Source organism: Acinetobacter pragensis, assembly GCF_001605895.1.
In the GTDB taxonomy this organism is placed as follows: Bacteria; Pseudomonadota; Gammaproteobacteria; order Pseudomonadales; family Moraxellaceae; genus Acinetobacter; species Acinetobacter pragensis.
Genome location: NZ_LUAW01000023.1, coordinates 79,644 through 99,336, shown reverse-complemented (window position 1 = coordinate 99,336; position 19,693 = coordinate 79,644). Strand labels below are relative to the sequence as shown.

Genomic DNA, 19,693 nt, shown 5'->3' with positions numbered 1-19,693 from the left:
AAATATTGTTTTTTAACTGAGAAATAGCAATCTCCCCTTCCCCTCTTTAAAGAAAGAGGGGAACTCCCCCTTTTTCAAAGGGGTCAGGGGGATTTCTTAGTCACCATTTTTCAGTTCAATGTTGATACCTAAAGAACGGATCTCTTTGGTCAATACGTTGAACGATTCAGGCATGCCTGGATCCATATAATGGTTGCCATCTACGATGTTCTTGTAGATGCGGGTACGGCCTTCAACGTCATCCGATTTCACAGTTAGCATTTCTTGAAGCGTGTACGCTGCGCCATATGCTTCCAGAGCCCAGACCTCCATCTCACCGAAACGCTGACCACCGAACTGCGCTTTACCGCCCAAAGGCTGCTGTGTAACAAGTGAATAAGAACCCGTAGAACGCGCATGCATTTTGTCGTCTACCAAGTGGTTCAGTTTCAGCATGTACATGTAGCCTACAGTTACAGGACGGTCGAAACGTTCACCTGTACGTCCATCATACAATACTGTTTGACCAGTACGTGAGATGTCTGCAAGTTCAAGCAATTCTTTGATCTGGCCTTCTTCAGCGCCGTCAAATACAGGGGTCGCAATTGGAACGCCCTTACGCAAGTTGCCTGAAAGCACCAAGATTTCATCATCAGTCAGGGTATCAAGCTCTTCTTGCTCACCGCCGACTTTGTTGTAAATCTTGTCAAGGAATTCACGAAGCTCAAGCACAGTGCGCTGCTGCTTCATCATCTTGTCGATTTGATCGCCAAGGCCTTTCGCCGCCATACCCAAGTGAGTTTCAAGAATCTGACCGACGTTCATACGTGACGGTACGCCCAATGGGTTAAGCACCACGTCTACAGGAACACCGTTTGCATCATGCGGCATGTCTTCTACAGGCAGGATGTTTGATACAACACCTTTGTTACCGTGACGGCCCGCCATTTTATCACCCGGCTGGATGCGGCGTTTAACGGCTAGGTAAACTTTAACAACTTTCAATACGCCAGTTGTCAGTTCATCACCTGTAGAAAGTTTGCGTTTTTTCTCTGCAAATTTCTCATCAATCTCGAAGCCTTTCTCTTTCAAGAACACTTGAATTTGAGTTAAGCGTTCAGCAATCGCTTCATCGGCAGGCTGAATTTCAAGAAGGTCAGCAAGCTCTAGGCCTGACAGCAGCTCTTCAGTGATTTTATCACCGCGTTTAGTCGTGCCGCCGCCATTTGACTCTTGGCCTTTCAGCAAGCGGATAATACGTTCACGCGCCGCTTCTTCGAAGATTTTGTACTCTTCTTTTAAGTCTTTGCGGTATGAATCCAATTGCGCTTTTTCAATTGCTTGCGCGCGTTCGTCTTTTTCCAGACCGTCGCGTGTAAACACTTGAACATCAATAACTGTACCTTTCACGCCTGAAGACACGCGTAAAGAAGAGTCTTTCACATCCGCTGCTTTTTCACCGAAGATTGCGCGAAGCAATTTTTCTTCCGGTGTTAACTGCGTTTCACCTTTAGGCGTTACTTTACCTACAAGGATATCGCCGGCAGTCACTTCAGCACCGATATACACGATACCTGATTCATCCAGCTTAGACAGCGCAGCCTCACCGACGTTAGGAATATCGGCAGTAATTTCTTCTGCGCCCAACTTCGTATCACGCGCTACGCATGACAATTCCTGAATATGAATCGACGTTAAACGATCTTCCTGAAGAACGCGCTCTGATAACAAGATCGAGTCTTCATAGTTGTAGCCATTCCACGTCATGAACGCAACGCGCATGTTTTGACCAAGCGCCAGCTCACCGCCATCAGTTGATGGACCATCAGCCAATACGTCGCCGCGGCCAACTTTATCGCCCAGTTTCACCAGAACTTTCTGGTTAATACAGGTGTTTTGGTTCGAACGTGTATATTTAATCAGGTTGTAGATATCTACGCCTGCTTCACCGGCAACCATCTCATCTTCGTTGACGCGGATCACGACACGTGATGCATCAACAAATTCGATGCGGCCGCCACGGCCTGCAATCACACACACACCAGAGTCATGCGCTACGTTTGCTTCCATGCCTGTACCTACAAGCGGCTTATCAGCAATTAACGTTGGCACAGCCTGACGCTGCATGTTTGAACCCATTAATGCACGGTTGGCATCATCGTGTTCAAGGAACGGAATCAGCGACGCAGCAACAGAAACAACCTGCTGTGCCGATACGTCCATATGCGTTACTTTCTCAGGAGGCATGCGTACGAAGTCACCTTGGTGACGGACAGATACGAACTCTTCCAATAAGTTGCCGTCTTTATCGACGCTAGAATCGGCCTGTGCAATCACAGTGCCCACTTCTTCAATCGCAGATAAATATTCAACATCGTCAGTTACACGGCCATCAACAACTTTACGGTATGGAGTTTCCAAGAAACCGAAGTTGTTGCATTTCGCATAAACAGAAAGTGAGTTGATCAAACCAATGTTTGGACCTTCAGGAGTCTCAATCGGGCACACACGGCCATAGTGAGTTTGATGTACGTCACGTACTTCAAAGCCTGCGCGCTCACGCGTCAAGCCGCCGGGTCCAAGTGCTGAAACGCGGCGTTTATGCGTAATTTCAGACAATGGGTTGTTTTGGTCCATGAACTGTGACAATTGGCTTGAACCAAAGAATTCTTTGATTGCAGCAGCCACTGGCTTCGCATTGATTAAATCCTGCGGAGACAAGTTATCAGTTTCAGCTTGGCTTAAACGCTCTTTAACAGCACGCTCAACACGTACAAGACCCACACGGAATTGATTCTCTGTCATTTCACCGACAGAACGAACACGACGGTTACCCAAGTGATCGATATCGTCAACTTCGCCTTTACCGTTACGGATTTCGACAAGAGTCTTCAGAACGTCAGTGATGTCTTCGTTCGATAAAATGCCTTCAACTTCACGAGACTTCTGATCTGTACCGACTTCGTAAGGGCGGCCCAAACGGCGGTTGAACTTCATACGGCCGACCGGAGACAAGTCGTAACGCTCAGAAGAGAAGAATAAGTTGTTGAACAGGTTCTCTGCCGCTTCTTTTGTCGGCGGCTCGCCTGGGCGCATCACTTTGTAGATTTCTACCAGCGCCTGCTCACGGTTTTCAGTTGTGTCAGCACGTAAAGAATCTGCAATGAATGAACCGCGGTCAATATCGTTGGTGAACAGGATGTTGAATTGCTTCACACCACCTTCAGCCAATTTCACCATGATTTCATGGCTCAATACGGTATTGGCAGCAATCACATCGCCATCACGCAATGCAACATCTTCTGCAATAATCCGTTCGTACAGGTACTCATCCGGAACAGAAAGCTTCTCAAGCCCTGCTGCTTCCATTTGACGCACATGACGCGCGTTGATACGCTTGCCTTGCTCTACAATTGCTTTGCCGTCTTGATCAGCAATATCGAACTGAGCCATTTCACCGCGCAGGCGTTCAGGCACAAGGTCGATTTGGTAGCTGCCAGTATCCAGATATACAGGCACTTTTTCGTAGAACAAATCAAGGATTTGAGAATTGCCGTAACCTAATGCGCGCAGCACCACTGTTGCAAGCAATTTGCGGCGGCGGTCGATACGCACGAACACAAGATCTTTCGCATCAAACTCAAAGTCCAGCCATGAACCGCGGTAAGGAATAATACGCGCAGAATACAGCACTTTGCCGCTTGAATGTGTTTTACCCTTATCGTGGTCAAAGAACACACCCGGTGAACGGTGCAATTGAGAGACAATTACACGTTCAGTACCGTTAATAACGAAAGTACCGTTATCTGTCATGAGCGGCATTTCGCCCATGTAGACTTCTTGCTCACGAACGTCTTTGATAGATTTTGTTTCGCGATCTTTTAAGATCAGGCGAATTTTTACACGCATTGGCGCCGCATAAGTTGAGCCGCGAAGAATACACTCACGAACATCAAACTCAGGTTTACCAAGACTATACTCAACAAATTCTAAAGCAGCATTGCCAGAATAACTTTCTATAGGAAAAACTGAACGAAATGCGGCTTGGAGACCGATATCTTCGCGGTTTTTTGGAGTTTTGCCATCTTGCAAGAAAGTTCTGTACGAGTCGACTTGAATCGCGAGCAAGTACGGAACATCCATTACCTTGGGCAATTTACCAAAATTCTTACGGATCCGTTTCTTTTCGGTATATGAGTATGCCATCTGGAGTCCTCGGAAAGTAAACTAAATCCGCCTGCAGAACGGATTTAGAAGGAATTACGCAGGCCGATATGGCCACCACTTTGACAAATGCTGCAATTTATAGTGGTATTAAAACGCTTAACAATATTTTTTAAACGGAAAAATATTGGTAAGCATTTGATATTTTTCTTTATTTTCAATTTGTATGATTTTTATGTCATTCAAACAAAAATCGAGCCGATTATTGTAACGCAAAAAGGCTGATGACCCAAGAGCCATCAGCCAATTTTTGGGGTCAAATTAATATTTGCCCCCTGGCAAAATTACTTAACAGTAATAGTAGCACCAGTTTCTTCAAGTTTTTTCTTAAGTTCTTCAGCTTCTTCTTTAGAAACAGCTTCTTTAAGAACTGAAGGAGCGCCTTCAACTAGATCTTTAGCTTCTTTCAAGCCAAGGCCAGTAACTTCACGAACTGCTTTAATCACAGCTACTTTGTTCGCGCCGAAAGAAGTCAATTCAACATTGAATTCCGATTGTTCTTCAGCAGCAGCAGCAGCAGGACCTGCAGCTACAGCTACAGCAGCAGCAGATACGTTGAATTTTTCTTCGAAAGCAGAAATAAGTTCAACAAGTTCAAGAACAGTTTTTTCAGCAACTGCGTTTAAGATTTCTTCGTTTGTTAAAGCCATGAGAGTAACTCCAAATGGGTATTGAATGGTGTGTGAATAGATTTAAGCTTATGCAGCTTCTGACTCGTTTTTCTCTTGAAGCGCTGTAAGCAAGCGGCCCAATTTCGAAATAGGAGCTTGAAGTACGCTTGCAAGAAGAGTAAGCGCTTTCTCTTGGTTTGGAAGGTTCGCGATAACGCTAACTTCAGCACCTTGATAAACTTTACCGTCAAATGCAGCAGCTTTAAGTTCAAATGCTTTATTAGTTTTAGCAAATTCTTCGAACAAACGAGCAGCAGCGCCCATGTCGTCTTCAGAAGTTGAGAAAGCTAAGATTGTTGGGCCAACAAGGTTGTCGTTCAAGATATTGAATTGAGTATCTTGAAGAGCGCGTTTAGCCAAAGTATTACGTACAACGCGTGTAGCAACACCTAGTTTACGAGCTTCAACACGTAGAGCAGTTAATTGCTCAACTGTTAAACCTTGATAGTCAGCAACAACAGCAGCAAATGCAGTAGAAGCAACTTCAGTCACTTCAGCTACGATCTGTTTTTTGCCTTCGATAAGAAGAGCCATTGTAAAACCTCCTAACGGTGATTTATGCGCCTCAAAAGGCGCACTCCCAATTCGTAAATTCATCGCTGAATTTACACGCGGAGGATGAACAAATCACACCACCGCGTCTACTCGGGCTGGACGATTAAGAAGAGAGCATAAAACTCCCCTCGCCCGAGGTCTTTGACGCTGACAAATTTACATTTATCAATTCAAAGTTTGCCTAAGCTTGCAAGAAAGCCGGAACCGGTTTTCTTGCTCAATATTTGAAGCAGCGCTTCAAATACCACTCAGGGCTTTAAAATTCTGTAATAAGCCGGAACTTATTTAGAAACGTTAGCCACATCAACAACAAGACCAGGACCCATAGTTGAGCTCAAAGTGATCTTTTGGATGTAGATACCTTTAGAAGTAGCAGGTTTTGCTTTCTTAAGGTCAGCAACAAGTGCTTCAACGTTTTGACGAACAGCTTCAGCAGTGAAACCTACTTGACCGATCGCAGCGTGGATGATACCCGCTTTGTCTACACGGTAACGCGCTTGACCAGCTTTAGCGTTTTTAACAGCGCCAGCTACGTCAGGAGTTACAGTACCCACTTTAGGGTTCGGCATTAAGCCGCGTGGACCAAGGATCGTACCTAATTTACCCACAACACGCATTGCATCAGGAGCAGCAATCACTACGTCAAAGTCAAGGTTACCCGCTTGGATGCTTTCTGCAAGGTCATCAAAACCAACGATGTCTGCGCCTTCAGCTTTAGCAGCTTCAGCCGCCGCACCTTGAGCAAACACAGCAACACGTACAGTTTTACCAGTACCTGCAGGAAGTGTAGTCGCGCCACGAACAACTTGGTCAGATTTACGAGGGTCAACACCAAGGTTTACTGATACATCCAAAGATTCTTTGAATTTAACAGCAGGGATAGTGTTAAGAACTTGCACCGCTTCTTCCAAAGTGTAAACTTTGTTCGCTTCAACAGCAGCAGCAATGGCTTTTTGACGTTTAGTTAATTTAGCCATGTCTTATAGCTCCACTTCCAAGCCCATAGAACGCGCAGAACCAGCAATGGTACGTACACGTGCGTCTAAATCAGCACCAGTTAAATCCGGTTCTTTAGTAGTCGCAATTTCTTCTAATTGAGCGCGAGTCAACTTACCAACTTTAGTTTTGTTAGGTACAGCTGAACCCTTTTGGATACCGGCAGCTTTCTTAAGAAGAATCGCAGCAGGCGGAGTTTTCATGATGAATGTGAACGACTTGTCGTTGTACACAGTGATCACTACAGGAATTGGAAGACCAGCTTCAACTTTTTGTGTAGCAGCATTGAATTCTTTACAGAATGCCATGATGTTTACACCGCGTTGACCTAGTGCAGGACCAATCGGTGGAGATGGATTTGCTTTACCAGCTGGAACTTGCAGCTTGATATAGCCGTCAATCTTCTTAGCCATTTTCAATTACCTCTGGGTACAAACGCCGGTGAAGGCTCCCCAATGATTTCAAGTAACGATACCGTTACAACAACAATGCCCGACTCATAACAAATCGGGCGTTTGCCAGCCAGCGCAAATTAAACTGATTTTTCGACTTGGCGAAATTCCAATTCAACTTGCGTTGGGCGGTTAAATACGTTAATCGTCAGCGTTAAGCGCGATTTTTCGTAAAGGACTTCTTCCACCACACCTTTAAAGTCTGTGAATGGACCGTCAACCACGAGTAATTCTTCGCCTGGCTCAAACATCGTCTTAGGACGAGGCGCTTCACCAGTATTGCGTACACGAGCAAGAATCGCATCAGCTTCTTTTTGCGTAATCGGCGCAGGCTTTTCTGCCGTACCGCCAATAAAGCCTAATACTTTCGGACATTCTTTAACGATATGCCAAGTATCATCATTCATTTCCATTTCGACTAACACATAGCCAGGAAAGAATTTACGCTCTGATTTACGTTTCTTGCCATCCTTCATTTCCACGACTTCTTCAGTCGGAACAAGGACTTCACCAAAGCTATCGGCTACAGCGCTACGCTGGATTCGATCATTAAGTGAGCGTAACACCTGTTTTTCATAGCCTGAATAGGCATGAATAATGTACCAACGTTTCATAGCTCTCTTACCCGATAATAAACTTCATTAACCAGCCTAAAATGTAGTCAAAACACCACAATACAATGGATGCCACTAAAACTACCGCAAGAACTTGCCAAGATGTGGTCACAGTCTCTTGCTTTGTAGGCCAAGTCACACGACGCAGCTCAATCCGGGCGTCTTTCAACAAACGGATAAAGCCTTTGCCCTGATGGGTGGCGTATAATAAACCTAAAGCCACGATGATACAAGCCAAAATTACCCCAACGCGCACCCAAACATCGTTTGCAGGTGCCCAATACGCTGGAAGATGCTGATTCGCCAGCATTGCTCCGACCAATAGAATCAGAGCAACTACCCATAGAACTATATCTAGAGGAGAACCAGAATTTACCACTTCAGCTGAATTATTTCTTTGAGGAATTGGCGCGTCGCTTAATGCGTCACGCGATTTATCATTCGACATTTTTGTACTCGTCGTAGGATTCGCGACTTATTATATGACCAGTTTAGCCAGCATCAAGCTTCTTTTTAAAAAAATTGGCAGGCCAGGAGGGACTCGAACCCCCAACATTCGGTTTTGGAGACCGACGCTCTACCAATTGAACTACTGACCTGCAGAGCAAATCGAGAGCCTAAGCCCCCGATTTGTTTTTACAATTTGTATTATGCAGTAACTTTAGCAACTACACCAGCACCAACTGTACGGCCGCCTTCACGGATCGCAAAGCGTAAGCCAGCGTCCATAGCGATCGGGTGGATAAGCTCTACTGACATTTCTACGTTGTCACCAGGCATAACCATTTCAACGCCTTCTTTCAATTGAATAGCGCCAGTTACGTCAGTTGTACGGAAGTAGAACTGTGGACGGTAACCATTAAGGAATGGAGTATGACGGCCGCCTTCTTCTTTAGAAAGCACGTATACTTCTGCGTCAAATTTAGTATGCGGCTTGATCGCGCCTGGCTTAGCCAATACTTGACCACGCTGAACGTCTTCACGCTTAGTACCACGCAAAAGAACACCACAGTTCTCGCCCGCACGGCCTTCGTCAAGAAGTTTACGGAACATTTCTACGCCAGTTACAGTTGTTTTAACTGTATCTTTGATACCAACGATTTCAACTTCTTCGCCTACTTTCACGATACCAGCTTCAACACGGCCAGTTACTACTGTACCGCGGCCAGAAATTGAGAATACATCTTCAATCGGCATCAAGAATGGCTTGTCGATAGCACGTTCTGGTTCTGGGATGTAAGTATCAAGCGCTTCTACAAGAGCAACTACAGCTTCTTCGCCGTATTGACCAGCATCACCGTTCAACGCAAGAAGAGCTGAACCGCGGATTACTGGAGTGTCGTCGCCTGGGAAGTCATAAGTAGAAAGAAGTTCACGAACTTCCATTTCTACCAATTCAAGCAATTCTTCGTCATCTACAAGGTCGCATTTGTTYAAGAATACAACGATGTATGGAACGCCAACCTGACGAGAAAGCAGGATGTGTTCACGAGTTTGCGGCATAGGGCCGTCAGTCGCAGCACATACAAGGATCGCGCCGTCCATTTGAGCAGCACCAGTAATCATGTTTTTAACATAATCGGCGTGGCCCGGGCAGTCTACGTGAGCGTAGTGACGGATTGGAGAATCGTATTCTACGTGAGAAGTATTAATTGTAATACCGCGCGCTTTTTCTTCTGGTGCAGAGTCGATTGCAGCGTAATCTTTCGCTTCACCGCCGAATTTCTTCGCGCATACAGTTGCAATTGCAGCTGTTAAAGTTGTTTTACCATGGTCGACGTGACCAATTGTGCCCACGTTAACGTGTGGCTTATTACGTTCGAACTTAGCCTTAGCCATGAGATCTTCCTTTTTAAACTGCTTATGGAGGGAAAACTCCATAAGCGATTTGGTTTTTAACTATGAATTAGTTTGGCGCTTATAGTAATCGAAAGATTACTCGTCGTCACCTTTTTTACCGCCAGACTGGAACTTAGAAATGATGCCTTCAGCCACGTTACGTGGTGTTTCAGCATATTTAGCAAATTCCATAGAATAAGTCGCACGACCTTGAGACATAGAACGCATAGAAGTTGCGTAACCGAACATCTCTGCTAGTGGAACTTCAGCTTTAATAGCTTTAGTACCGCCAGGTAAATCGTCCATACCTTGAACCATACCGCGGCGACGGTTTAAGTCACCCATGATATCGCCCATGTAGTCTTCTGGAGTTTCTACTTCAACTTTCATGATTGGTTCAAGAAGGATAGGATCCGCTTTCATGAAACCATCACGGAAGGCATAAGAACCCGCCATTTTGAACGATAATTCGTCAGAATCGACATCATGGTAAGAACCGTCAAATAGTGTCGCTTTAATACCCACAACAGGGTAACCAGCCAATACACCATTCTTCATACGTTCTTGAATACCTTTGTCAACAGCACCAAAGAATTCTTTAGGTACAGTACCGCCAACAACTTCTTCAGCGAATAGGTATTCTTTACCAGCTTCTTCAACATCCATAGGTTCTAAACGAACGTATACATGACCGAATTTACCTTTACCACCAGTTTGACGTACGAATTTACCTTCTTGCTCAACAGTCTTTTTGATTGTTTCGCGGTAAGCAACCATTGGTTTACCAATGTTCGCTTCAACGTTAAATTCACGTTTCATACGGTCAACAAGGATGTCAAGGTGAAGCTCACCCATACCAGCGATGATTGTTTGACCAGATTCTTCGTCAGTGCGAACACGGAACGATGGATCTTCTTTAGCCAAACGGCCAAGCGCGATAGACATTTTTTCTTGGTCAGCTTTTGTCTTAGGCTCTACAGCTAAAGAAATTACTGGCTCAGGGAATTCCATACGCTCTAGAGTAATGATGTTTTTCTCATCACAAAGTGTATCACCAGTGGTTACGTCTTTAAGACCTACACATGCAGCGATATCACCAGCTCGGATTTCTTCAACGTCTTGACGTTCGTTCGCATGCATTTGCACGATACGGCCGATACGCTCACGTTTAGATTTCACTGGGTTATAAACTGGGTCACCTTGTTTAAGCACACCAGAGTAAACACGAACGAAAGTTAAGTTACCTACGAACTTATCGTTCATAATTTTGAACGCTAAAGCAGAGAATGGAGCTTCGTCAGATGCTTCACGAATAGCACGAGTCTCTTCTTTATCGTCAAGAATACCTTCGATTGCTTTAACTTCAGTCGGCGATGGTAAGAAATCAATCACAGCATCCAACATACGTTGAACACCTTTGTTTTTGAACGCTGTACCACAAAGCATTGGCTGGATTTCACAAGCCAAAGTTTGAGCACGGATACCTGCAATGATTTGTTCTTTCGTCAAATCACCATTGTTCAGGTATTCATCCATCAATTCTTCAGATGCTTCAGCCGCAGCTTCAACCATGTTGGTACGCCATTCGTCAGCACTTGCTTGAAGATCAGCTGGAATGTCGCCGTATTCAAACTTCATACCTTGAGACGCTTCATCCCAAATGATCTGTTTCATTTCGATCAAATCGATAACGCCTTGGAAATTATCTTCAGCGCCAACAGGGATTACAACAGGTACTGGGTGAGCACCAAGACGTGTCTTCATTTGTTCAACAACACGGAAGAAGTTTGCACCTGTACGGTCCATCTTGTTCACGAATGCTAAACGAGGCACTTGGTACTTGTTCGCTTGACGCCATACAGTTTCAGACTGAGGCTGAACACCGCCTACTGCACAGTAAACCATGCAAGCGCCGTCAAGAACACGCATAGAACGCTCAACTTCAATTGTGAAGTCAACGTGTCCCGGTGTATCAATTACGTTGATACGGTGTTCTGGGAATTGCTTAGACATACCTGACCAGAATGTAGTCGTCGCAGCTGAAGTGATTGTAATACCACGTTCCTGCTCTTGCTCCATCCAGTCCATTGTTGCTGCACCATCATGTACTTCACCAATTTTGTGAGATACACCTGTGTAGAACAAAATACGTTCTGTAGTTGTGGTTTTACCAGCATCAATGTGCGCAGAAATACCAATGTTACGATAACGAGAAATTGGGGTTTGACGAGCCATGATTTCTTGCATTCCTAAATTTTGTTATTAAAACAGGACGCTTTAAGCTGCTAGCAGCTTAAAGCGTTTTGATGACAATTCAGTGATAACAGAATCACCACCCTCCTGATTAGGGCCTGTTTTATCCGCTTAGAAACGGTAGTGAGAGAAGGCTTTGTTGGCTTCAGCCATACGGTGCACATCTTCACGTTTTTTGATCGCTGCGCCTTTACCTTCAGATGCATCAAGCAACTCGCCAGCAAGACGTAAAGCCATAGTTTTTTCAGAACGCTTAGCAGCAGCATCTACTAACCAACGCATAGCTAAGGCAGTACGACGGGATGGGCGTACTTCCATAGGTACCTGGTATGTAGCACCGCCGACACGGCGTGCTTTTACTTCGACCATAGGACGAACTTTTTCAAGAGTAGTCTCGAAAAATTCAACTGGATCTACTTTTGATTTTTCTTGAACGCGGTCTAAAGCACCGTAAACGATACTTTCAGCAATAGATTTTTTACCATCTTGCATTACGTGGTTCATGAATTTAGCGATTGTTTGGCTACTGAACTTCGGATCCGGAAGGATTTCACGAGCAGCAACTACGCGACGTCTTGGCATTTTAAACTACCTAATAAATATGACACTTCAGGTTTATCCAGCATCAGTGCAAAGTGTCATGCACCATTCGCTGGCCTTACTACACGTCGCTTGAATTTCACAAAATTAATGCAGAAATCAGACAAGCGAGACGATAAAGGATTGCGGTTCTACGGTCTCAAGAAGCTAATCTTAAAAGATTATTTCTTAGGACGTTTAGTACCGTATTTAGAACGAGACTGGTTACGATCTTTAACACCAGCGCAGTCTAAAGAACCACGAACGGTATGGTAACGTACACCCGGTAAATCTTTTACACGGCCGCCGCGGATAAGAACAACACTGTGCTCTTGCAGGTTATGGCCTTCACCGCCGATGTAGCTAGAAACTTCAAAGCCTGAAGTTAAGCGAACACGGCAAACTTTACGCATTGCTGAGTTAGGTTTTTTAGGTGTAGTTGTGTAAACACGTGTACAAACACCACGACGTTGCGGACAAGCCTTCAACGCAGGAACTTTTGATTTTTCAATCAAAGTAGTACGACCCTTACGGATCAACTGATTTGTTGTTGCCATTTGGCAATTCTCCCGTTAATAAAAAGCCCCAAAAACATACTGCTTTTTGAGGGCATGCAATTGTAATTCAGGAAGCATAAATGGTCAAGATTCAGCACACAGCAAATCTTGACCAGATCGAGTTTTAAACCATTATTCGGCTGTGAATAAGCAATTTATTTTGGCGGATTGCCTGCGGTTTTTTTTGTAACTCTTTTCTTTACTGCTTTTTTCACCGGTTCCTCTGTATTTTCAGCCTCAGGCTGCGCTGCTGTTTCTGCATCCTGTACAGCCTGTTTGTCTGTAAATTCATCAGCAAGACCGTCACTGTCAATTTCATCAGCATCGAACGTTTCTGACAACGCCGGCTTTTGCGGCGGTACAGCCTCACTTGGCGCAACTTCTTTTTTGGCTAAGGCATCCAGCCGGTCTGAAACTTGAGCGGCTTTTTCTTCAGGTTCCGCTTTTTTTGCCTGCCCCTTTTTCAACACCTTGACTTGACTGATATTTTTATTGCCTGCGAGCGCTATCTCTTGATCCAGTACCGGCTCTGCCAAATTATGTTCAGCCGATTTAAAGGATTCCAGCAGTTTTGGCGCGGCCTGCGCCAGTAAATCCAATGATTTTTCATAAGCGGCCAAAGGTGACAGCTGATGGTCTGCGTGCTGAATTAGATATTCTCGCGCATTAAAAAACACCACTTGCGCTTTTTGATTCACTTCATCAACCAAACGGCGGCTGTATATAGCGCTGACGCCTGCACTGGCCAATGGCGTTAATTTTGACAGCCGGTCCAATACTGAAATTTTCGGCATTTGATTCAGCCAAGCCCACTTATATTCGCCATTTTCATCAAACAAATATTTTTTAAGCGCATCAATATCATTGCCTGAGCCGAGCATTTGCTGCAGCTGACTGATATCACTATTTTGAATGGTGCTGGAAAGCGCCTTCAATGCCATCAGCAAAGCCTGTTTTTCAGCAATAATGCCTAAATCGATTTGCTTGAAGATGTGCTGCACAATGTCCTGATCGCTTTCTTTGCTTAAATCGAATCCGTATGAGCGTCCGACTTGGTAAATCACCCTTAGAGACATAATTAAAGACGCAGGGATATCAATTGTTGCGCCAATACCGCCCGCAGCGCCTGTTAGCGCTCCCTGCAATGAGGCGATCCACTTATTTTGCTCCGCCAAAGCCTGACTAATGCGTTTAGAACGGTCGACATCTTGCGTCAATTCTTCTAAATCACGAACTCCGGCCTGATCCAGCACATCATCAATTGAACTCAAGCTGTTGCTGAACTGATTCAGCTGATCGAATAAATAGTCTGAAATTTTGTCCGAGAATTGCGGAGAGACAAAGTTCGCCACATTATTTACTTTGCTGTAATGCCGCCCCAGCAGCTGCCGCGATACATTCGGCACATGCTCACGCAGCACCTGCTGCGGATTTTCGTAGCTTTTAACCTTAAATAAGCCTTGATTCTGTGCTGTTCCTTCCAGCACTTGCGTGCGGTTTTCCGAAGCCGAAAACTTTGAAACAGAGTCTGGCGCCACATGATTCAGCAGCGATGCGCCCGTCGCACTGAGCTTTTTAGCCACTCCAAAGGCATTTGATAAGAAACCAGCTGTCTGTTTATTATTAGAATCTGCCATTCTTTCCCCCTCGTCTTCAATTCTTTAAATTATCGATAAATACTAGGTGCTGTCTCAGTTTATCTCAATATCATTGTGTATCTTTTAGTTAATTTGTGCACAGGCAGCACGCAAAATCAAACCCCTTAAAATAGGCATAGGATTTGCCATAAGAATTCAAAAATCTTTCTGCTATCATAATTGCAATTGTAAACATGAAATGCAGCGGCAAGCGACTGACTTCAGCGCTCGCGCCAGGCATCTCTGCCTCAACATATAAGGGATCTGTAAATGAAACGTGTTGTAATCACTGGTATGGGCATCAACTCATGCATTGGTAATACATTGGAAGATGTTACTCACTCTTTGCAAAACGGGATTTCTGGAACACGTTTTAACCCCACTTATGCGGAAATGAATTTTAAGAGTCATGTCAGCGCGGCCGCTGAACAAGACTTTGACGGCATTGACCGCCGTTTAAAACGCTTCATGGGCGTATGCGCAATGTATGCTTACAACTCAGCTTTAGCAGCTGTAGAGCATGCAGGCTTAACAGCAGAACAAATGGGCGGCAATCCGCGTTACGGCATTGCTGGCGGTTCAGGCGGCGGTTCAACAGCATCCGTCATTGAAATGAAAGAATTGCTGGATACCAAAGGCGCACGTAAAGTTGGCCCATTCTTTGTACCGCGCAACATGACCAACACTATTACAGCCAACGTTGGCGTTGCATTCAAAATGCAAGGTGTCGCTCACACCATTACCAGCGCTTGCGCAACATCTGCCGATGCGATTGGCTATGCCTACAACCTTATTCAATTGGGCAAACAGGATCTTATGCTGGCGGGCGGCGGTGAAGAAGATCACTGGTCTCAAAGCTTGCTGTTTGATGCAATGGGCGCACTGTGCTCTAAATACAATGATACACCTGAAACAGCTTCACGCCCTTATTCTGCTGACCGTGACGGTTTTGTCATTGCAGGCGGCGGCGGTTTTGTGGTGCTTGAGTCTTTAGAACATGCACAAGCGCGTGGCGCAAAAATTTTGGCTGAAGTGGTTGGCTATGCAGCTAACTCTGATGGCGCAGACATGGTTGCCCCATCTGGCGAAGGAGCAACACGCTGTATCTTAATGGCTTTAGAAGAAGCCAAACAGCACGGCGTAGACAGCATTGACTATGTGAATACACACGGCACATCTACTCCTGCTGGCGATGTCACAGAATTAAAAGCAATGGAGCGCGCATTCGGCGAAGGTCAAGTTCCGCCAATCAGCTCGACTAAATCCATGACTGGCCATAGCTTAGGCGCAGCCGGCGTGCACGAAGCGATTTATTCAGTATTGATGATGCAAAATGACTTCATTGCGCCAAACATCAATGTGACTGAGCTGGACGAAGGTGCAAAACCATTTGATATCGTACTTGAAAAACGCGACGCAAAATTGAATACTGTGATGAGTAACAGTTTTGGTTTTGGCGGTGTAAACGCCTGTCTCGTTTTCAAAAAATGGGAAGGCTGATTTAAAGTCTGCTGATTTGGCGCTTCGGCGCCAAATGGCACACCCACCGCCCTTTTAAGGGTAAATTATGGATGCTCCTTCAGATGCTTTCCTCTGGGTTAAAGCATTACATATCATCGCCGTTGTATGCTGGTTTGCAGCGCTTTTCTATCTTCCTCGCCTTTATGTTTATCATGCCATGAGTGATGATGCTGTCAGCCATCAGCGCTTTGAAGTCATGGAGCGCAAGCTGTACCGCGGCATTATGTGGCCAGCTATGATCGGCACACTGATCACGGCGCACTTTTTAGTAGATTGGGGCGATGCAACGCGCCACTACCATGAAGCTTTATGGTTTTATCTTAAAGTCGGCTTGGTTAGCTTGCTGGTCATTTACCATTTCGTTTGCGGCCACTACCGAAAAAAACTGATTGGCAATGCACACTACAAATCACATAAATTCTGGCGTTACTTTAATGAAATGCCGACATTGATTTTATTTGCTGTGGTGATTTTGGTGGTGGTGAAACCTACTTTTTAAAACGATTGAATATGAAAAAGCCCCGATTGATTCGGGGCTTTTTCATATCTCATCGCCAATCCGCATTAAGACTTAATCCAGCTCTTGCGGATTTTCAAATTCAGCGGTGTGGAATAATATTTCTCAATTGCCCAGCTTAAAATAAATACCGCAATAAAATAAATTGGCAGCAGCATCAATTTTTCAATCGGCAAAGTTTCTTTGGGAAAATACACCGCTTTCATCAAACCCAAAATAATGAGATGAAAAAGATACATTTCATAGCTGTGCTGACCAATCCAGACCAAAGCTCGAGTACCGCAGGAATGCGCCTCAGTTTGCGGATTTTGCGCAAAGCAAAAAATCAGCACCGCTGTCAGCAGCGCAAATACGCTGATTCCCCACGTACTCACCTCTTTAATCGGCGCATAAAAATACAGCGTGCCCATCAGCAGCGCCGTTACAGCAATCGCAAGATTTTGATTTTTTATGGCACCTTTAAAGTTCTGTGAATACAATGCAGTTAAGCAGCCAATGGCAATGCCGTCAAAACTGGAAAAATAATGATAAAGGTAAGCGCCGCTTTCTTCACCAAAATGCGTCCAGCGGAAATAAGGCGCATAGGCAATAACGGCCAGCAGAAAGAATATAAAGCCTTTGCCCCGCGCTAAGCCATAACACAGCAGCGGAAAGGCCAGATAGAAAACTTCTTCGACCGACAGCGACCACAGCACGCCCAATGCATAATTGACCCAGCCATATTCAATAATCAGCAGATTCATCCAAAAGCTGAACGCCGATAGCACCGTCAGGCCATAAGATACCTCAACGCCATTCGGCGCCTGATTGATAAAAGGCTTTAAGCCCAAACAGCCTAAAACAGTGACCATTGCCACAAGCAGCACCAAACACGGCATAATCCGTGCAATACGGCGCACATAAAAATCTTTCAGCCTGATTTTTGCGAGTGCACCGCTGCGCTGCAAAGTATGCTGGGTAATTAAAAATCCGGAAATAACAAAGAACATGGTCACGCCATAATTGCCGTTACGGGCAACCAAAGTGCTTAGGCTTTCTCCAAAAACCTGAACGCCTAAAAATGTATCATGCAGCTTATAAGGAATATTAAAATGGTGAATCAGCACCAAAAGAATGGAGATACCGCGCAGGACATCTATTTTATAGTTACGCATAACATGCTGAATCATTGATCAATTTTTTAACTACCTATTAAATATGAAATTTTTAGCGATTTCAGATTTTTATTATTACAATTTATGTGCTCAGCGCAATTTCCCTGCTTTGGCTGCTGCTTCCGGCTGATTGCTTCATAAATAAAAAGCCCGCATGGCGCGGACTTTAAAGGACATCATTGAATAATAAATTCATTCACCAATATGCATTAAAGCTGTTTCAGCAGCTGCCGTTTTATACGCGGCAAATACAGCACACGGTAAGTCACAGCAAGAATAACCAGCCACAGCGGACTGATCATCAGCGCTTTCAAGGTATCCGGTTCCAAACTCAAAATCACTAACGTAAAAAACAGGAATGCCAGCACCACATAGCTCATCCAAATACCGCCCGGCATTTTGAAGCTGGATTTTGCATGATTTTCCGGCTGCTGCTTACGGTAGCGCAAATAGCACACCATAATCAGCCCCCAAATACTGATAAACAAAATCACGCAAAGGGAGCTGGCTAAGGTAAAGGCCTCAACCGTATTTGGCACAAAATACTGCAAACCGGCGCCTGCCATAATAAACATGCAGGAGAAAATCAGCCCCTGTGCAGGAACAGCCCGCTTAGACAGCCGCGCCAGCGCTTGAGGCGCCTGACCGCCGCGCGCAAGGCCAAACAGCATGCGGCTGGTTGAAAACACCCCGCTGTTCATTGATGACATGACTGACGACAGCACCACCAAATTCATAATAATGGCTGAAGTTGGAATGCCTGCATGCAGAAATAAGGATACGAATGGACTTTGATCCGCAGGAATTTTATCCCACGGTGAAACGGACATGACCACAAATAAAGACAGCACATAGAACAAAATAATTCGGGTTGGAATCGCATTGACAGCTTTCGGCAGATTTTTTTCTGGGTCTTTGGTTTCCGCCGCCATGGTCCCCAGCAGCTCCACCCCGACAAAAGCAAACAGTGCAATCTGAAAACCGGCCAAGAAGCCGTCGGCGCCTTTCGGAAACATGCCGCCATGCGACCAGACATTGGTAAAGCTGGAAGCTGTGCCGTCCGGTGAATGAAAATGACTCAGCACCATAAATCCGCCAATAAAAATCAGCCCTAAAATAGCCAGGATCTTGATCAGCGCGAACCAAAATTCAACTTCGCCAAAAAGCTTCACCGTCAGCAAATTCAAACCTAAAACCAACAGCACACAGCCGACACTGATGAGCGCTTGCCCCATAGGCGTAAAGCCAACATCGGGCGGCAGCCAAAACCCTAAATAGTTGATAATGGCTGCTAGGTCGGCAATACCGACCAAAATCCAGCCCAGCCAATACGACCAGCCAATATAGTAACCGGCACCTGGCCCAATCAAGTCATGCGCCATATCGATAAAGGATTTGTAATGCAAATTGGACAGCAGAATTTCACCCAATGCACGCATCAGAAAAAAAAACATCAGGCCAATAATCATGTAAATAAACAGAATAGAAGGCCCAGCCAATGAAATGGTTTTACCCGATCCCATAAACAGGCCTGTGCCGATGGCGCCGCCAATCGCAATCAACTGTAAATGACGGTTGGACAGCTTGCGCTGCAGTTCATGAGGCGACGATTGCACGTCATCTTGATGCGTAGTCATAACGTATGTCCTTATTAATGCTTACAGCGGCGCAGTCAATGCTTTACTGCCGGTTGGCTGCCCTGCTCAATGTCCTATTGAGCCAAAACTGCCGCTAAAAACATGGAAGATTCAATAATAAAATGGCCCAGCTTAAAGCTGAGCAGCAGTTACTGCAATTTCAATCAGCCAGTCTGGATTGACCAGTTCCGCCTGTATGGTTGCGCGTGCGGGCTTTGGGCTGTCCTTCAGCCAGTCGGCCCAGAGCGCATTCACGGTTTTAAAATCTGATAAGTTTTTCAAAAACAGCTGCGCCGACAGCATTTTTGATTTGTCACTGCCCGCTTGCGCCAGCAGCTGATCAATGGTCTGCAGTACATCCTGAGTCTGCGCTTCAATATCCGCTTCAGGGTTTTTCGGCACCTGACCAGAAAGATAAATGACTTGATTAAACACGGTGACCGCGCTCATAAAATCGTTGCTGCCAATACGCTGAATTGGGTCGGACATGGTGCTGTTTCCTTCTGTA

The 19,693-nt window shown here is 45.2% G+C and carries 17 protein-coding genes and 1 tRNA gene; 2 read left to right on the top strand and 16 right to left on the bottom strand.

The window, feature by feature from the left end; all coding sequences use genetic code 11:
• Window positions 1–96 precede the first annotated feature (96 nt).
• The 13 genes from rpoB to AZH43_RS10835 form a co-directional block, all read right to left on the bottom strand.
• On the bottom strand, window positions 97–4,185 hold the full coding sequence (rpoB, locus tag AZH43_RS10895; RefSeq protein ID WP_067669561.1) for a DNA-directed RNA polymerase subunit beta: 4,089 nt from the start codon (window positions 4,183–4,185) through the stop codon (window positions 97–99).
• A gap of 302 nt (window positions 4,186–4,487) precedes the next feature.
• Window positions 4,488–4,853: a 50S ribosomal protein L7/L12 gene (gene rplL / locus AZH43_RS10890; RefSeq protein ID WP_067669559.1), complete on the bottom strand. Its 366-nt coding sequence runs from the start codon at window positions 4,851–4,853 to the stop codon at window positions 4,488–4,490.
• Window positions 4,854–4,901: 48 nt separating this feature from the next.
• Window positions 4,902–5,408 (bottom strand): 50S ribosomal protein L10, encoded by a 507-nt coding sequence (gene rplJ / locus AZH43_RS10885; RefSeq protein ID WP_067669557.1) that lies wholly within the window; start codon window positions 5,406–5,408, stop codon window positions 4,902–4,904.
• A 302-nt stretch (window positions 5,409–5,710) separates the two neighbouring features.
• The gene (rplA, locus tag AZH43_RS10880; protein ID WP_067669555.1) at window positions 5,711–6,406 is read right to left on the bottom strand and encodes a 50S ribosomal protein L1; all 696 of its coding nucleotides are present in this window, start codon (window positions 6,404–6,406) and stop codon (window positions 5,711–5,713) included.
• A gap of 3 nt (window positions 6,407–6,409) precedes the next feature.
• Window positions 6,410–6,838: a 50S ribosomal protein L11 gene (rplK, locus tag AZH43_RS10875; protein WP_004868049.1), complete on the bottom strand. Its 429-nt coding sequence runs from the start codon at window positions 6,836–6,838 to the stop codon at window positions 6,410–6,412.
• 119 nt (window positions 6,839–6,957) lie between these two features.
• On the bottom strand, window positions 6,958–7,491 hold the full coding sequence (gene nusG / locus AZH43_RS10870; protein ID WP_067669552.1) for a transcription termination/antitermination protein NusG: 534 nt from the start codon (window positions 7,489–7,491) through the stop codon (window positions 6,958–6,960).
• Window positions 7,492–7,498: 7 nt separating this feature from the next.
• Window positions 7,499–7,939, bottom strand: coding sequence for a preprotein translocase subunit SecE (secE, locus tag AZH43_RS10865; RefSeq protein ID WP_067669550.1), 441 nt, complete (start codon window positions 7,937–7,939; stop codon window positions 7,499–7,501).
• A gap of 75 nt (window positions 7,940–8,014) precedes the next feature.
• Window positions 8,015–8,090: transfer RNA gene (locus AZH43_RS10860), tRNA-Trp, on the bottom strand.
• Window positions 8,091–8,139: 49 nt separating this feature from the next.
• Window positions 8,140–9,330, bottom strand: a complete 1,191-nt coding sequence (tuf, locus tag AZH43_RS10855; protein WP_005006977.1) for an elongation factor Tu — start codon at window positions 9,328–9,330, stop codon at window positions 8,140–8,142.
• A gap of 96 nt (window positions 9,331–9,426) precedes the next feature.
• The gene (fusA, locus tag AZH43_RS10850; RefSeq protein WP_067669548.1) at window positions 9,427–11,565 is read right to left on the bottom strand and encodes an elongation factor G; all 2,139 of its coding nucleotides are present in this window, start codon (window positions 11,563–11,565) and stop codon (window positions 9,427–9,429) included.
• A gap of 129 nt (window positions 11,566–11,694) precedes the next feature.
• Window positions 11,695–12,165 carry a 30S ribosomal protein S7 gene (gene rpsG, locus AZH43_RS10845; RefSeq protein WP_054581181.1) on the bottom strand — a complete coding sequence of 157 codons (471 nt, stop codon included), beginning with the start codon at window positions 12,163–12,165 and terminating at the stop codon, window positions 11,695–11,697.
• Between the two features lie 179 nt (window positions 12,166–12,344).
• Entirely contained in the window at window positions 12,345–12,719 is a 375-nt protein-coding gene (rpsL, locus tag AZH43_RS10840) for a 30S ribosomal protein S12 (protein ID WP_004648013.1), read from the bottom strand.
• Window positions 12,720–12,874: 155 nt separating this feature from the next.
• Window positions 12,875–14,356: an EcsC family protein gene (locus tag AZH43_RS10835; protein WP_067669546.1), complete on the bottom strand. Its 1,482-nt coding sequence runs from the start codon at window positions 14,354–14,356 to the stop codon at window positions 12,875–12,877.
• A 270-nt stretch (window positions 14,357–14,626) separates the two neighbouring features.
• On the opposite strand from AZH43_RS10835, the gene AZH43_RS10830 reads away from it, so the two are divergent.
• Together AZH43_RS10830 and hemJ are read left to right on the top strand one after the other, a co-directional pair.
• Window positions 14,627–15,856: a beta-ketoacyl synthase N-terminal-like domain-containing protein gene (locus tag AZH43_RS10830; RefSeq protein WP_067669544.1), complete on the top strand. Its 1,230-nt coding sequence runs from the start codon at window positions 14,627–14,629 to the stop codon at window positions 15,854–15,856.
• Window positions 15,857–15,923: 67 nt separating this feature from the next.
• Window positions 15,924–16,376 carry a protoporphyrinogen oxidase HemJ gene (hemJ, locus tag AZH43_RS10825; protein WP_067669542.1) on the top strand — a complete coding sequence of 151 codons (453 nt, stop codon included), beginning with the start codon at window positions 15,924–15,926 and terminating at the stop codon, window positions 16,374–16,376.
• Window positions 16,377–16,441: 65 nt separating this feature from the next.
• On the opposite strand, the gene AZH43_RS10820 is transcribed toward hemJ, so the two are convergent.
• From AZH43_RS10820 to AZH43_RS10810, 3 genes are all read right to left on the bottom strand, one after another.
• Entirely contained in the window at window positions 16,442–17,548 is a 1,107-nt protein-coding gene (locus AZH43_RS10820; protein ID WP_067669676.1) for an acyltransferase family protein, read from the bottom strand.
• A gap of 209 nt (window positions 17,549–17,757) precedes the next feature.
• Window positions 17,758–19,185 carry an amino acid permease gene (locus AZH43_RS10815; RefSeq protein WP_067669539.1) on the bottom strand — a complete coding sequence of 476 codons (1,428 nt, stop codon included), beginning with the start codon at window positions 19,183–19,185 and terminating at the stop codon, window positions 17,758–17,760.
• A gap of 132 nt (window positions 19,186–19,317) precedes the next feature.
• Window positions 19,318–19,674, bottom strand: coding sequence for a RidA family protein (locus tag AZH43_RS10810; RefSeq protein WP_067669537.1), 357 nt, complete (start codon window positions 19,672–19,674; stop codon window positions 19,318–19,320).
• Window positions 19,675–19,693 lie beyond the last annotated feature (19 nt).